The organism is Crenobacter caeni (genome assembly GCF_010435965.1).
GTDB lineage: Bacteria > Pseudomonadota > Gammaproteobacteria > Burkholderiales > Chromobacteriaceae > Craterilacuibacter > Craterilacuibacter caeni.
In genome coordinates, this window is record NZ_JAAGAA010000005.1 from 35,245 (window position 1) to 48,295 (window position 13,051).

Annotated in this window: 13 protein-coding genes and 1 tRNA gene; 13 read left to right on the forward strand and 1 reads right to left on the reverse strand. The window is 67.3% G+C overall.

Annotation, left to right across the window (positions count from 1 at the left end):
• The first annotated feature begins 387 nt into the window (after window positions 1–387).
• Window positions 388–3,285, forward strand: coding sequence for an Rne/Rng family ribonuclease (locus GZH52_RS06870; RefSeq protein WP_203525658.1), 2,898 nt, complete (start codon window positions 388–390; stop codon window positions 3,283–3,285).
• A gap of 74 nt (window positions 3,286–3,359) precedes the next feature.
• Window positions 3,360–3,435: transfer RNA gene (locus tag GZH52_RS06875), tRNA-Asn, on the forward strand.
• A 277-nt stretch (window positions 3,436–3,712) separates the two neighbouring features.
• Here the strand turns inward: GZH52_RS06875 and GZH52_RS06880 are convergent.
• Window positions 3,713–5,005 (reverse strand): sigma-54 interaction domain-containing protein, encoded by a 1,293-nt coding sequence (locus GZH52_RS06880; RefSeq protein WP_163315751.1) that lies wholly within the window; start codon window positions 5,003–5,005, stop codon window positions 3,713–3,715.
• 195 nt (window positions 5,006–5,200) lie between these two features.
• Between GZH52_RS06880 and cydP the strand changes: the two genes are divergently transcribed.
• From cydP to frdD, 11 genes are all read left to right on the forward strand, one after another.
• Entirely contained in the window at window positions 5,201–5,386 is a 186-nt protein-coding gene (gene cydP, locus GZH52_RS06885) for a cytochrome oxidase putative small subunit CydP (protein ID WP_163315752.1), read from the forward strand.
• Entirely contained in the window at window positions 5,373–6,926 is a 1,554-nt protein-coding gene (locus GZH52_RS06890; RefSeq protein ID WP_163315753.1) for a cytochrome ubiquinol oxidase subunit I, read from the forward strand. Before cydP ends, GZH52_RS06890 begins: the two co-directional genes overlap by 14 nt.
• 10 nt (window positions 6,927–6,936) lie before the next feature.
• Window positions 6,937–8,082: a cytochrome d ubiquinol oxidase subunit II gene (gene cydB, locus GZH52_RS06895; RefSeq protein ID WP_163315754.1), complete on the forward strand. Its 1,146-nt coding sequence runs from the start codon at window positions 6,937–6,939 to the stop codon at window positions 8,080–8,082.
• A gap of 18 nt (window positions 8,083–8,100) precedes the next feature.
• A complete protein-coding gene (cydX, locus tag GZH52_RS06900) occupies window positions 8,101–8,232 on the forward strand; it encodes a cytochrome bd-I oxidase subunit CydX (protein WP_136552903.1) in 132 nt (43 codons plus the stop codon).
• Window positions 8,225–8,488 (forward strand): cyd operon YbgE family protein, encoded by a 264-nt coding sequence (locus GZH52_RS06905; RefSeq protein ID WP_163315755.1) that lies wholly within the window; start codon window positions 8,225–8,227, stop codon window positions 8,486–8,488. Before cydX ends, GZH52_RS06905 begins: the two co-directional genes overlap by 8 nt.
• 122 nt (window positions 8,489–8,610) lie before the next feature.
• A complete protein-coding gene (locus tag GZH52_RS06910) occupies window positions 8,611–9,093 on the forward strand; it encodes a hypothetical protein (protein WP_163315756.1) in 483 nt (160 codons plus the stop codon).
• A gap of 30 nt (window positions 9,094–9,123) precedes the next feature.
• Window positions 9,124–9,504 (forward strand): rhodanese-like domain-containing protein, encoded by a 381-nt coding sequence (locus GZH52_RS06915; protein ID WP_163315757.1) that lies wholly within the window; start codon window positions 9,124–9,126, stop codon window positions 9,502–9,504.
• Between the two features lie 193 nt (window positions 9,505–9,697).
• A complete protein-coding gene (frdA, locus tag GZH52_RS06920) occupies window positions 9,698–11,482 on the forward strand; it encodes a fumarate reductase (quinol) flavoprotein subunit (RefSeq protein ID WP_163315758.1) in 1,785 nt (594 codons plus the stop codon).
• Window positions 11,479–12,234 carry a succinate dehydrogenase/fumarate reductase iron-sulfur subunit gene (locus GZH52_RS06925; RefSeq protein WP_163315759.1) on the forward strand — a complete coding sequence of 252 codons (756 nt, stop codon included), beginning with the start codon at window positions 11,479–11,481 and terminating at the stop codon, window positions 12,232–12,234. Before frdA ends, GZH52_RS06925 begins: the two co-directional genes overlap by 4 nt.
• A complete protein-coding gene (locus GZH52_RS06930; protein ID WP_163315760.1) occupies window positions 12,231–12,641 on the forward strand; it encodes a fumarate reductase subunit C in 411 nt (136 codons plus the stop codon). Before GZH52_RS06925 ends, GZH52_RS06930 begins: the two co-directional genes overlap by 4 nt.
• Window positions 12,638–13,003: a fumarate reductase subunit FrdD gene (gene frdD, locus GZH52_RS06935; RefSeq protein WP_163315761.1), complete on the forward strand. Its 366-nt coding sequence runs from the start codon at window positions 12,638–12,640 to the stop codon at window positions 13,001–13,003. Before GZH52_RS06930 ends, frdD begins: the two co-directional genes overlap by 4 nt.
• Window positions 13,004–13,051: the final 48 nt, after the last annotated feature.

Genomic DNA, 13,051 nt, shown 5'->3' on the forward strand with positions numbered 1-13,051 from the left:
GGCCGGACACAGCCAAGGGTTGTCTCGCTCACCAAAAAGTAGCGATGGTAATGCATTTGTAAGCACCGCGCACTCACGAGCATCCATTCCCGGACGCCAAGCCAGTCCGGGAGTCATGCGGCAAAGTTTGACCCGGCGCGAAGCCCTCACAGCATTTTTGGGGCGTCGATACTGTAACGGTCGGCGCCCGCGTCTTTAGGTGTCGCCTCCCGTTTGCGGGAAGCGGCAGCGGGTTTCGCGCGAATGAGCACTTCGAGAAGTCGGCTACGCATATCGCAGCATTTCGTTCTTTACTGACACTTCTTTCGGTTAGCGCCCATCCAACAGACACTGGGCCGTCAAATACTTGCCGCGAACCTTGCGTGAGTGCTGCGCAAGGAACCACCCATGAAACGGATGTTGTTCAACGCGACACAGGCCGAAGAGCTTCGTGTCGCCATCGTCGACGGGCAGCGCCTGGTCGACCTCGATATCGAGACGGTAGGCAAGGAACAGCGCAAGGGGAATATCTACAAGGGTGTGATCACCCGGATCGAACCCTCGCTGGAAGCCTGCTTCGTCGATTACGGTACTGACCGCCACGGCTTCCTGCCGTTCAAGGAAGTCGCCCGTTCCTATTTCCAGAACTATGAAGGCGGCCGTCCGCGCATCCAGGACGTACTGCGCGAAGGCCAGGAAGTCGTCGTCCAGGTTGAAAAGGACGAACGCGGCAACAAGGGCGCGGCGCTGACCACCTATATCAGCCTGGCCGGCCGTTACCTCGTGCTGATGCCGAATAACCCGCGCGGCGGTGGCGTTTCGCGCCGCATCGAGGGCGAAGAGCGCCAGGAACTCAAGGAGCAGATGGCCAAGCTCGAGGTCGCGCCGGGCATGAGCCTGATCGCGCGCACCGCCGGTATCGGCCGCAGCTACGAAGAGCTGCAGTGGGACCTCAACTACCTGGCCCAGCTGTGGAGCGCGATCGACGCGGCCGCCGGCGCGCAGAAGGCGCCGTTCCTGATCCTGCAGGAGAGCAGCCTCGTCATCCGCGCGATCCGCGACTACTACCAGACCGACATCGGCGAGATCCTGATCGACACGCCCGAGGTGTTCGAGCAGGCGCGCCAGTTCATGGCGCATGTGATGCCGAACAACGTCGGCCGCGTGAAGCTCTATACCGACACGGTGCCGCTGTTCTCGCGCTTCCAGATCGAACACCAGATCGAGACCGCGTTCTCGCGCAGCGTGCAGCTGCCGTCCGGTGGCGCCATCGTGATCGACCACACCGAGGCGCTGGTGTCGATCGACGTCAACTCGGCGCGTGCGACCAAGGGTGCCGACATCGAGGAGACCGCGCTCAAGACCAACCTCGAGGCGGCCGAAGAGATCGCGCGTCAGTTGCGCCTGCGTGACCTCGGCGGTCTGGTGGTGATCGACTTCATCGACATGGAGAATCCGAAGAGCCAGCGCGACGTCGAGAACATGCTGCGCGACGTGCTGCGCCACGACCGCGCCCGCGTGCAGATGGGCAAGCTCTCGCGCTTCGGCCTGCTCGAGTTGTCGCGCCAGCGCCTGCAGCCCAGCCTCGGCGAATCCAGCCATATCCCGTGCCCGCGTTGCCACGGCATCGGCTTCATCCGCGGCACCGAATCGTCGGCGCTGCACATCCTGCGCATCATCCAGGAAGAGGCGATGAAGGAGAACACCGGCGCCGTCCACGCGCAGGTGCCGGTCGACGTCGCGACCTTCCTGCTCAACGAGAAGCGTACCGAGCTTTACTCGCTGGAAGAGCGCCTGGGCGTGCACGTGCTGCTGATCCCGAACATGCACCTGGAGACGCCGCACTACAAAATTGTGCGCGTGCGCCACGACGACATGGGCGAAGTCGGCGACGCGCCGAGCTACCGCCGTGTCGAGGCGCCGGAAGAAGAAGCCGGCGCGCCGTTCGGCCAGCCCAAGGCCAAGGTCGAGCGCATGGAGCCGGCGGTCAAGGGCATTACCCCGCAGCAGCCGGCCCCGGTCGCCGAAGAAGCGCCCGCCAAGCCTGTCGCAGCGGCTGCGCCGCAACAGCCGGTCGCCGCGCCGGCACCGCAAGGCCTGTTTGCCCGCATTGCTGCCTGGTTCAAGGGCGAGCCGGAGCCGGTGAAGCCTGCGCCTGCCGAAGAGGCCAAGCCTGCCCGCGACGCGCGCAAGCCGCGTAACGGCGAGCGCCGCCAGCAGGGCAACCAGCAGCGCCGCGAGCGCGGTGGCGACGAGCGCCGCAACGACGAGCGCCGCGCCCGCAACAATCAGGAGCCGCGCCGCCAGGGCCAGGCAGAAGAGGCCCGTCCGGAAGCCGCCGCCAGCGAGCAGCGCCCGGGCGAGCCGCGTGCGCCGCGCCAGCGCCGCGAACGCGATCCGAATCGCGACAAGTCGCGCGGCCAGCAGGAAGAGCGCGCAGTGCAGCAGGGTGCACCCGAGGCGGAAGCGCAGCCGCGTCCGGCCGAACAGCCGCGCCGCCGCGAGAAGCCGCAACGCGAGGCACCGGCCGTCGAGGAGACGCTGCCGCTGAACGCCGAAGCGCAAACCATCCAGCCTGAGGCCGCACCGGTACCCGAAGCCGGCGAGGCCCAGGAGCGTGGCGAACGCCGCCGCCGCCGCAGCCGCCGCAGCCGCCGTGATGAGCAGCCGACCGACGCCGTGGCGCCGGCCGAGGGTGCCGTCGCTGCCGGGGTGGTCGCCGTAGTCGAGGTCGCGGAGCAGCCGCAGGCCGAGCCGGTGGCGGAACTGGTGCAGGTCGAGGTGCGTGCCGAAGCCGTGGCCGAGCCGGCCGTGGTGGCAGCGTCTGCCGCCGCAGTGGCCGAACCGGTGGCTGAAGTGGCCGAGGTCGTCGAGGCGACGGTGGTCGCCGAGCCGCAGCCGATCGAGCCGGTAGCCGTGGTGGCCGCAGCGCCGCAGCCGGTGCAGGAAGCCGTCCAGCCGGTGGTGGAAGAGGTGGTGGCCGTGGTTGAGCAGGCCGTGCCGGCGCAAGACGCCGAGGTGGTCGAAGTGGCCGCCGAAGTGGCCGCCGAGCCGGTCCTGGCCGAGTCCGTGCAGCTTGCCGCGGAAGCCGTAGCGCCGGTTGCCGCGGAAGTGGCGGCTGAGCCGGCCGACCTGGGTGGTCTGGTGATGGTGTCGACCCGCGCCGACGCACGAGCTGCCGACGAGGCGCCGCTGCCAGAAGTGCAGCAAGGCCCGCGCCGCAGCGACGTGCTGCGTAGCCGCCAGGACGAACCGGCAGCTGCTCCGGTCGAACTGATGCAGGTCGAGACCCGCAACAACGGCTAAGCCGTCCAGCCCCCAGCCCTGAGGGCGGGGGTTGACCCGAAGGCCGGATGCATTTAGTATCCGGCCTTCGATATTCCCTGATAGCTCAGTTGGTAGAGCGACGGACTGTTAATCCGCAGGTCGCAGGTTCGAGCCCTGCTCGGGGAGCCAATAGATTCAAGCATTTAGCCCGCCATTAGGTGGGCTTTTTGCTTTGCGCCGCCTTTTTTGCTGCATTTTTGCTGCACTCGCTGCAGCCTACCGCAAATCTCCCGCCCCTTCCCGCATTGCAGCTTCGCTATACGCACATCCACTTCTGGAGGATCAGTATGGCCAGCATCATCCGACGGGGCCCCGACCAGATTCAGGCGATCATTCGCCGCCGGGGCTACCCTTCACAAACCCGCGCCTTTGAAACTCGCACCGATGCGAAAGTCTGGGCGCGCCGTCACCCTTTCGCCGTGTCATCCTGATGGACCCGGGCGCTGCCCTGCCTGAGCAGGCGGTACAGCGTGCGTTCGCTGATGCCCAGCGCCAGCGCCTGCGCCTTGCGTCCCAGATGGGCGGTGTCGGCGAGCCTATGTTCGAGCGTGCGCGCGTCGGATGCCGGGGTGGGGGCGGCGGCGAGCCCGAGCGCGAGTGCCTCGCGCACGGTGGCCGCGTCCAGCGTGTGGCCGTCGGCGAGCAGGCAGGCGCGCACCAGCACGTTGCGCAGCTCGCGGATGTTGCCGGGAAAGGGCTGGGCGGCGATCAGCGCGAGCGCGCCATCGTCCAGTTTCATCGAAGGCGCGTGGCGTTCGAGCAGGCCGCGCGCGATCAGCGGGATGTCGCCCGTACGCTCCCTGAGTGCGGGCAGGTAGAGCGGGAAGGTGGCTAGCCGGTGATAGAGGTCGGCGCGGAACGCGCCGGCTTCGACCATCGCCGCGAGGTCGCGATGGGTCGCCGAGACGACGCGTACGTCGGTGCGCCGCCATTGGGTCGAACCCAGCCGGCGGTAGGTGCCGGTCTCGATCAGGCGCAGCAGCTTGGCCTGCATGGGCAGCGGCAAGTCGCCGATCTCGTCGAGAAACAGCGTGCCGCCGTCGGCCGCTTCCGCCAGGCCAACCTGCCGGCTGGCCGCGCCGGTAAACGCGCCTTTCTCGTGGCCGAACAGCTCGCTCTCGATCAGCGTCTCCGGCAGGCCGGTACAGTCGACGGTGACCAGCGGCCGCGCGGCACGCGGGCTCGCCGCGTGGATGGCCTGCGCGGTCAATTCCTTGCCGGTGCCCGACTCGCCCAGCAGCAGCACGGCGGCGTCGCTGGGCGCGACCCGCGCCAGGCGGTCGAGCATGCGGGTGAACGCCGGCGCCTCGCCGACCAGCCCGGCGCCGGTATGCGCGTGCGCGGGCAGCGGGTTCATCTTCTCGATGAAGCACTCGAGGCGGCCTTGCGCGTCGGTGATCGGCGTCAGCTCGATGTCGACGTACTCCTTGCCGCCGCAGCCGTGGTGCAGGTGCACCACATGGTGCGGGCGGCCGCGCGCGAGCGCTTCACGCAAGGGGCAGCTCTCGCCGCACGCTTCGCAAGGCGCGCTGTAGCGGTGCGACACCTCGTAGCAGGTGCGCCCGGCCAGCGCCCGGCCGTCGCCGAAGCGCGCGTGGTAGGCCGGGTTGGCGTGCACGATGCGGTAGTGCGCGTCGCACAGGATGTGCGGCTCGGGCAAGGTGTCGAGGTAGCCGCGCAGGAATCTATCGTCTGTCATCGTTCGGCCTGTCCTGTTAGTTGACTGCCATTATCTGCCAGTTGTGGCGGTCGTGGCAGTGCCGTCCGGCGGAATTTTTCCCTTCTGTCATGCAAGCGACTGATTCTCAAGACCGTTTTTATGCACAAGTCGTTGGCACGCTTATTGTTAACGGGTACGCGTCGCGGCAGCCGGCCGCGCGCCTAAGGAGGCAGGATGGATTCGAACGATCGCAAGCTGCGCGACCACCTGGTGCTGGTGGTCGTGGTCAAGCTGCTGGTGCTCGCGCTGTTGTGGTGGGCTTTCGTGCGCGATACTCGCGTCGAAGCCGACAGTGCCTCCGTCGCGCGCGTGCTGACCGGCGCCGTATCACAACAAGGAGAAATGAATGGCAATCGATAGCGTGGTCGAGCTGTCGCGGCTGCAGTTCGCGGCGACGGCGATGTACCACTTCCTGTTCGTGCCGCTGACCCTCGGCATGGTCTGGCTGCTGGTGATCATGGAGTCGGTCTACGTGATGACCGGCAAGCAGGTGTACAAGGACATGACCCGCTTCTGGGGCAAGCTTTTTGGCATCAACTTTGCGCTCGGGGTGACCACCGGCATCACGCTGGAATTCCAGTTCGGCACCAACTGGGCGTACTACTCGCACTACGTCGGCGACATCTTCGGCGCGCCCTTGGCGATCGAGGGCTTGATGGCGTTCTTCCTCGAGTCGACCTTCATCGGCCTGTTCTTCTTCGGCTGGGACAGGCTGTCGCGCCAGCAGCACCTGCTGGTGACGCTCCTGATGGCGGTCGGCACCAACCTGTCGGCGCTGTGGATCCTGATCGCCAACGGCTGGATGCAGAACCCGGTCGGTGCCGAGTTCAGCTACCACACCATGCGCATGGAGATGACCGACTTCTGGGCGGTGGTGTTCAACCCGGACGCGCAGGCCAAGTTCGTGCACACGGTGTCGGCCGGTTACGTGACCGGCGCGATGTTCGTGCTGGCCGTCTCCAGCTGGTATCTGCTCAAGGGGCGCGACACCGAGTTCGCCAAGAAGAGCTTCCGCATCGCGGCGGCGTTCGGCTTCGCCAGCGTGTGCTCGGTGATCGTACTGGGCGACGAGTCGGGTTATACGGTGGGCGAGGCGCAGCAGACCAAGCTCGCGGCGATGGAGGCGATGTGGCATACCGAGCCCGCGCCGGCGTCGTTCAACCTCATCGCGTGGCCGAACGAGGTCGAGATGAAAAACGACTGGGCGGTCGAGATCCCGTGGGTGATGGGCATCATCGGTACCCGCTCGCTCGACAAGCAGATCCCGGGCATCCACGAGATCGTCGAGAAGAATGCGCGGCGCATCGAGTCGGGCATCCACGCGGTGAAGGCGCTTGAGGCGCTGCGCGCGAACCGCAACGACGCCGCGGCGCTGGCGAAGTTCGAGGCGCACAAGGCCGACCTGGGCTTTGGCCTGTTGCTGAAGAAATACAGCGCCGATGTCGCGCAGGCGACGCCGCAGATGATCGCCCTGGCCGCGCGCGACACCATCCCGAAGGTGGCGCCGATGTTCTGGGCGTTCCGCGCGATGGTGGGTCTGGGCTTCTGGATGCTCGCGCTGTTCGGCGCGGCGCTGTGGTTCTCGGTCAAGGGCTGCTTCGACCGCCGCCGCTGGCTGCTGAAGGCGGCGCTCTACAGCCTGCCCGCGCCGTGGCTCGCGTGCGAGGTCGGCTGGTTTGTTGCCGAGTACGGCCGCCAGCCGTGGACCATCTACGGCGTGCTGCCGACCCACCTGTCGGTGTCGACGCTGTCGGCCCAGTCGCTATACGGCTCGCTGGCAGGGTTTGTCGGCTTCTACACCGTGCTTTTGATCGTCGAGGTCTACCTGATGGTGAAGTTCGCGCGGCAGGGGCCGGGCAGCCTGGGCACCGGCCGCTACGCCAACGAAGCGGCGCACTGAGGGAATACATATGGAACTGATTGACTACCCGACGCTGAAACTGCTGTGGTGGCTGCTGGTTGGCGTGCTCTTGGTCGGCTTCGCCGTGATGGACGGGCACGACATGGGGGTGGGCACGTTGCTGCCCTTTGTCGGGCGCAGCGACATCGAGCGGCGCGTGATCATCAACACGGTCGGCCCGCACTGGGACGGCAACCAGGTGTGGTTCATCACCGGCGGCGGCGCCATCTTCGCCGCGTGGCCGCTGGTGTACGCCACCGCGTTCTCGGGCTTTTACTGGGCGATGCTGCTGGTGTTGTGGGCGCTCTTTTTCCGGCCGGTCGGCTTCGACTACCGCAGCAAGATCGATAACCCGCGCTGGCGCTCGACCTGGGATTGGGGGCTGTTCATTGGCGGTTTCGTGCCGCCCGTGGTGTTCGGCATTGCGTTCGGCAACCTGCTGCAGGGCGTGCCGTTCCGCTTCGATGCCAATCTGGTGTCGCATTACGAAGGCAGTTTCTGGCAGTTGCTCAACCCGTTCGGCCTGCTGTGCGGCGTGGTCTCGAGCGCGATGATCACCTGCCACGGCGCGGTCTACCTTGCGCACCGCACCGAGGGCGTGATCCAGGCGCGCGCCGCGCGCGCTGCGCAGGCGTGCGCGCTGGTGACGCTTGCCGCGTTCAGCGTCGCCGGGCTGTGGCTCGCGCGCGGCATCGACGGCTATGTGATTACCTCGGCGCTCGATGCGGCCGCCTTGCCCGACCCGCTGGCCAAGACCGTCGCCGTAGTGCCGGGCGCGTGGCTCGCCAACTACGCGCGCACCCCGGCGGCCATGCTGGTGCCGGTGGCGGGCTACCTGGGCTTTGTCCTCGCGCTCTTGCTGGTGCGCGGCGGGCGCACCTTTGCCGCGTTCTGGTGCTCGGCGCTGGGGATGGCCGGCGTGATCGGCACGGCGGCGGTGTCGATGTTCCCGTTCGTGATGCCGTCCAGCCTCGATCCGGCGGCCAGCCTGACCGTGTGGGACAGCGTCTCCAGTCACCGCACCCTGTTCATCATGCTGGTCGCGACGGTGATCTTCATGCCCATCATCATCCTTTACACGCGCTGGGCGTACAGCGTGATGCGCGGCAAGGTGACTGCCGCGTACGTGAAGGAAAACAGCCATAGCGCGTACTGAGCGCGGGAAAGGAAGCTTATGTGGTATTTCGCCTGGACGCTGGGCATCGGCTTTGCCGTGCTCTTGGCCATCCTCAACGCGATGTGGGGCGAGAACGAGGACGCGCGCGCCGCCTCGCTCGGTCATCCGCTGCGCCGGCACGATGACTGAAGGCAAGGCTCGCAGCAGCGTGCCGCTGCTTGTGGTGGGCCTCGCGCTGATGCTGGGGCTCACCGTCTACCCGGCACTGCTCGCGGGTAGCGACGGGCGCGCCGACCATCTGGCGGCACTTGCCGCGTTCTGGGCGATGAGCGCGGCCTTTGTGCGTGGGGTCGGCTTCGTTCCGCTCAGTCTGCTGCCGCGCGTGCTGCTGGGCGCGCCGGCGGTGCCGGTAGCCTTGCTGCTGGCCGCCTGGCGGCTGTGTTAGCGCGAATCGCCTTTGTCATCGGTAAGCGTTAACAAATATTACATAAGGGAACGCGGGTGCGCGCGCTCGGTCAGGCAAGGTATCGCCACCGCACCCAGGTGGCCCATGAACGGATGAAACCGATGATTCTTTACGCCTGCCGGCGGCTTGCCGCCGCTTCCTTCCTTGTCCTGATGCCGATGGCCGCGCTGGCGGCGCCGCTGGTGCCGGGCAGCGCCTTGCCCTCGCTTGCGCTGGAAAACCAGCATGGCTTGCCGATGACGGTCGGCGCTGATACCCGGGTGGTGCTGTTCAGCGCGCAAAAGGCGACCAGCGCGCTGGTCAACGAGGTGCTCGCGGCGGACAAGACCCAACGGCCGCCTGCCGTCGTGCATGTGGCGGATATCAGCGGCATGCCGTCGGTGATCACCCGCATGTTCGCCTTGCCGAAATTGCGCGAGCTCGGGTTCGACGTCGCGCTCGCCTACAAGCCGGAGGCCGCCGGGGGGCTGCCACGCAGGCAGGATGCGGTCACCGTCGTGCATGTGCGCGGGGGGAAGGTCGATCGCATCGCCTACGTGGCCGACGCTGCGGCCTTGCGCGCGCAACTCGCGGCGCGGCCGTGACAATTCAAAAGACGGCAAAGGAGCCATGAAGTGAAGACTGCACAGCAGATGGTTGCGGAGGCGAAGGCGCGCATCCGCGAGATCAATCCCAAGGAGGCGGCGGAGGCAATCGCGCGGGCGGACCTTTTGCTCGACGTGCGCGAGGCGGACGAATACGCCGCCGGCCACCTCGCGGGTGCGGTCAATATCCCGCGCGGCCTCGTCGAGTTCAAGTTTTCGGCCACGCCCGAATACGCGTCGCCCGAGCTCGCGATCGTCGTCTATTGCAAGACCAGCGGGCGTGCCGCGCTGGTCGCGTGCGCGCTCAAAGAGATGGGCTACCGCAACGTCACCTCGATCCTCGGTGGTTACGACGCGTGGCTCGCCGAAGGGCGGCCGCTTGTAACGCCGTCTCTGCCGGCGTTCGGCTAAACCTGCCCAGCCCCGATTTCCACGATTCTCCAAGTGTTGCCCGGCCGCAAGGCCGGGCTTTTTTGCGGGCGCATGCCTTGCGCACTATTGACGGGGGTCAACTGCGCGCTGCCAGTCGTTTGCTAGATTCAGCCTCAGCGCTGCGCTTGGGCGCGTGCGCGGCAAGAACAGTAAAAAAGGGGAGGTGGGCAGCGTGCAAGTATTCAAGGCCGACGTGGTGATCGTCGGCGCCGGCGGTGCCGGGCTCAGGGCGGCGATCGCCGCCGCAGAAAGCGACCCGGCGCAGACCATCGCGCTGGTGTCCAAGGTCTACCCGATGCGCAGCCACACGGTGGCGGCCGAGGGCGGGTCGGCCGGCGTCGTGCAGGCGCACGACAGTTTCGACCACCACTTCGCCGACACCGTGACCGGCGGCGACTGGCTGTGCGAGCAGGACGTGGTCGACGAATTCGTGCGCGAGTGCCCGCGCGAGATGGTGCAGCTCGAGCACTGGGGCTGCCCGTGGAGCCGCAAGGCGGACGGCCACGTCAACGTGCGCGCGTTTGGCGGCATGAAGATCGAGCGCACCTGGTTCGCCGCCGACAAGACCGGCTTCCATATCCTGCACACGCTGTTCCAGACCTCGCTGCGTTATCCGTCCATCCGCCGCTTCGATGAGTATTTCCTGGTCGACCTGATCGTCGATGAGGGTCGCGCCGCCGGCGTGCTGGTGGTCGAGATCGCCAGCGGCGAATTCACGCTGATCGAAGCCGGCGCGGTGGTGTTCGCCACCGGCGGCGCCGGGCGGGTGTTCCGCGAGAACACCAACGGCGGCATCGTCACCGGCGACGGCATGGCGGTGGCGTACCGGCACGGCGTGCCGTTGCGCGACATGGAGTTCGTGCAGTACCACCCGACCTGCATGCCTGGCACCGGCCTGCTGTTCACCGAGGCGTGCCGCGGCGAGGGCGGGGTGCTGGTCAACCGCGACGGCTACCGCTACCTGCAGGACTATGGCCTGGGGCCGGCCGAAGACAAGCCGCGCAACAAGTATATGGAGCTGGGCCCGCGCGACCGCTTAAGCCAGGCGTTCTGGCATGAGATGCAGAAGGGGCGTACGGTCGACGGCCGCTACGGGCCGGTGGTGCACCTCGATTTGCGCCATCTGGGCGAGGCGCGGCTGCACGAGCGGCTGCCGCAGATCTGCGAGCTGGCCCGCGAGTTCATGGGCATCGACCCCGCGCGCGAACCGATCCCGGTGCGCCCGGCGGTGCACTACACCATGGGCGGCATCCTAGTCGACGGCGGCTGCGCGTCGCCGATGCCCGGCCTCTACGCCGCCGGCGAGTGTTCGAGCGTCGGCATCCACGGCGCCAACCGGCTGGGGTCGAATTCGCTGGCCGAGCTGTCGGTGTTCGGCAAGCGCGCCGGCGAGGCGGCGATGCGCTATGCGCGCGAGGCAAGCCGCGCCGACAGCGCGCGCCTGCTGCAGCTGGCCGAGGCGGCGGCAACGCCCGCCCGTGCGCTGCTCACGGGCGACGGCAGCGAGCGCATCGCCGACATCCGCCGCGAGATGGCGCAGAGCATGGAAGAGGGCTGCGGCATCTACCGCACCGGCGAGCGGATGCAGGCGACCTGCGACAAGCTCGCCGAGCTGGCTGAGCGCTACACGCGGGTGCGGCTCACCGACCGCTCGAGCGTGTGGAACAGCGAGTGGCTGCTGGCGATCGAGCTGGGTTACCAGCTGGAGGTCGCGCGCGCGATGGCGCACTCGGCCTTGCTCAGGCGCGAGTCGCGCGGCGCACACCAGCGCCTGGATGGCTTCGAGGCGCGCGACGACGTGAATTTCCTCAAGCACACGCTCTCCACCCGCGCCGCCGATGGCGTGCCACAGATCAGTTACCAGGACGTGAAAATCACCCGCTCGCCGCCGGCGGTGCGCGCCTACGGCGCCGCGCAGCACGCGGCGGAGCAGGCCGCGCAGGGAGGTGCGGTATGACCGGGCAGACAAAGACGGTCGCGGTGCTGCGCTACCGCCCCGAACAGGACGAGGCGCCGGTGTGGCAGGAGTACCAGGTGCCGTACGGTGACGATACTTCGGTGCTCGCCGCGCTCAACTACATCAAGGACGAGCTCGACGGCACGCTGAGTTTCCGCTGGTCGTGCAGGCAGGCGATCTGCGGCAGTTGCGGGATGATGATAGGCGGTAAGCCGCAGCTCGCGTGCAAGGCCTTCCTGCGCGACTACCCGGAGCGGGTGACGGTCGAGGCGCTCGCGCACTTCCCGATCGAGCGCGACCTGGTGGTGGTGATGGACGGCTTTATCGACAAGCTTCAGAAGGTCAAACCCTACCTGATCCCGCGCGAGATGCGCGCGCTGGAAGACGGCGAGTACCTGCAGACGCCCGAGGAAATGGACCTTTACGCGCAGTTCGCCGGCTGCATCAACTGCGGGCTCTGTTACGCGGCGTGCCCGCAGGTCGGCCTCAACCCCGACTTCCTCGGCCCCGGCGCCATTGCGCTGTTGCACCGCTACAACCTCGACAGCCGCGACGGCGGGCAGGCGGAACGGATGGAGATGATCAACGCCGAGCTTGGCGTGTTCAACTGCACTGCGGTCGGCTACTGCTCCGAGGTGTGCCCGAAGATGGTCGACCCGGCCAACGCGGTCAACGTCAACAAGATGAACAGCGCGCGCGACTACTTCTTCCGTTTCCTGCGCCCAGCGCCCAAGCAAGGAGGCTGCCGATGAGCAAACGCAGGCCGTATGTCCGGCCTATGGACGGCTGGTTCAAGCGCGACCCGTTCTTTATCGAGTACATGGCGCACGAGGGGACGGCCGTGTTCGTGTGGCTGTTCGCGCTTGAGATGCTGGCGGGGCTCTTTGCGTTGGCCGCAGGCGAGGCGGCGTGGGGCGGGTTCACCGCGTTTCTCGCGTCGGTGCCGGGTTTGCTGCTGAACGGGCTGATCCTCGTGATGCTGCTCTACCACGGCGTGAGCTGGTTCCTGATCATGCCGCGCACGCTGCCGCCCGTGCGGGTGGGCGGGCGCAAGGTACCGGGCTCGACCATCAGCGCGGTCGGCCTCGCGGCGATGCTGGTCGCCAGCTTCGCGGTGGTCGGCTTTTTCTGTTTGCTGGCGAACGGAGGGCAGGGATGAGCGATCAACTCAAGCGCAGCAACGAGCCGGTGTTCTGGCTGCTCTTTGGCGCTGGCGGCATGCTCGCGGCGCTGATCGGCGCCGCGCTGGTGTTCGTGCTGGTGTTCGCGGTGCCGCTGGGGCTGATGCCGGAGGCGGCGCTCTCCTACGGGGCGGCCCGTGCCTTCGCGCAGCACTGGCTGGCCAAGGCCTTCCTCTTCGTGGTGGTGTCGCTGTTTTTCTGGCACGCGGTGCACCGCATCTTCCACAGCCTGCACGACATCGGCGTCCACGCGGGGCGCGGCGCGCGTGTGCTGGTGTACGGCAGCGCGCTGGCTGGCACCGTGGCCGCGGCGTTCGCCCTCGCGCTGATCGGCGGTTAAGGTCAGTCACGCCTGTCCTCGCTTGAGCCAGATCAAGCGAGGACAGGC

Coding starts and splice junctions, on each gene's coding strand:
- GZH52_RS06870 (WP_203525658.1), top strand. CDS start 388: ATGAAACGGATGTTGTTCAACGCGACACAGGCCGAAGAGCTTCGTGTC.
- GZH52_RS06880 (WP_163315751.1), bottom strand. CDS start 5,005: ATGACAGACGATAGATTCCTGCGCGGCTACCTCGACACCTTGCCCGAG.
- cydP (WP_163315752.1), top strand. CDS start 5,201: ATGGATTCGAACGATCGCAAGCTGCGCGACCACCTGGTGCTGGTGGTC.
- GZH52_RS06890 (WP_163315753.1), top strand. CDS start 5,373: ATGGCAATCGATAGCGTGGTCGAGCTGTCGCGGCTGCAGTTCGCGGCG.
- cydB (WP_163315754.1), top strand. CDS start 6,937: ATGGAACTGATTGACTACCCGACGCTGAAACTGCTGTGGTGGCTGCTG.
- cydX (WP_136552903.1), top strand. CDS start 8,101: ATGTGGTATTTCGCCTGGACGCTGGGCATCGGCTTTGCCGTGCTCTTG.
- GZH52_RS06905 (WP_163315755.1), top strand. CDS start 8,225: ATGACTGAAGGCAAGGCTCGCAGCAGCGTGCCGCTGCTTGTGGTGGGC.
- GZH52_RS06910 (WP_163315756.1), top strand. CDS start 8,611: ATGATTCTTTACGCCTGCCGGCGGCTTGCCGCCGCTTCCTTCCTTGTC.
- GZH52_RS06925 (WP_163315759.1), top strand. CDS start 11,479: ATGACCGGGCAGACAAAGACGGTCGCGGTGCTGCGCTACCGCCCCGAA.
- GZH52_RS06930 (WP_163315760.1), top strand. CDS start 12,231: ATGAGCAAACGCAGGCCGTATGTCCGGCCTATGGACGGCTGGTTCAAG.
- frdD (WP_163315761.1), top strand. CDS start 12,638: ATGAGCGATCAACTCAAGCGCAGCAACGAGCCGGTGTTCTGGCTGCTC.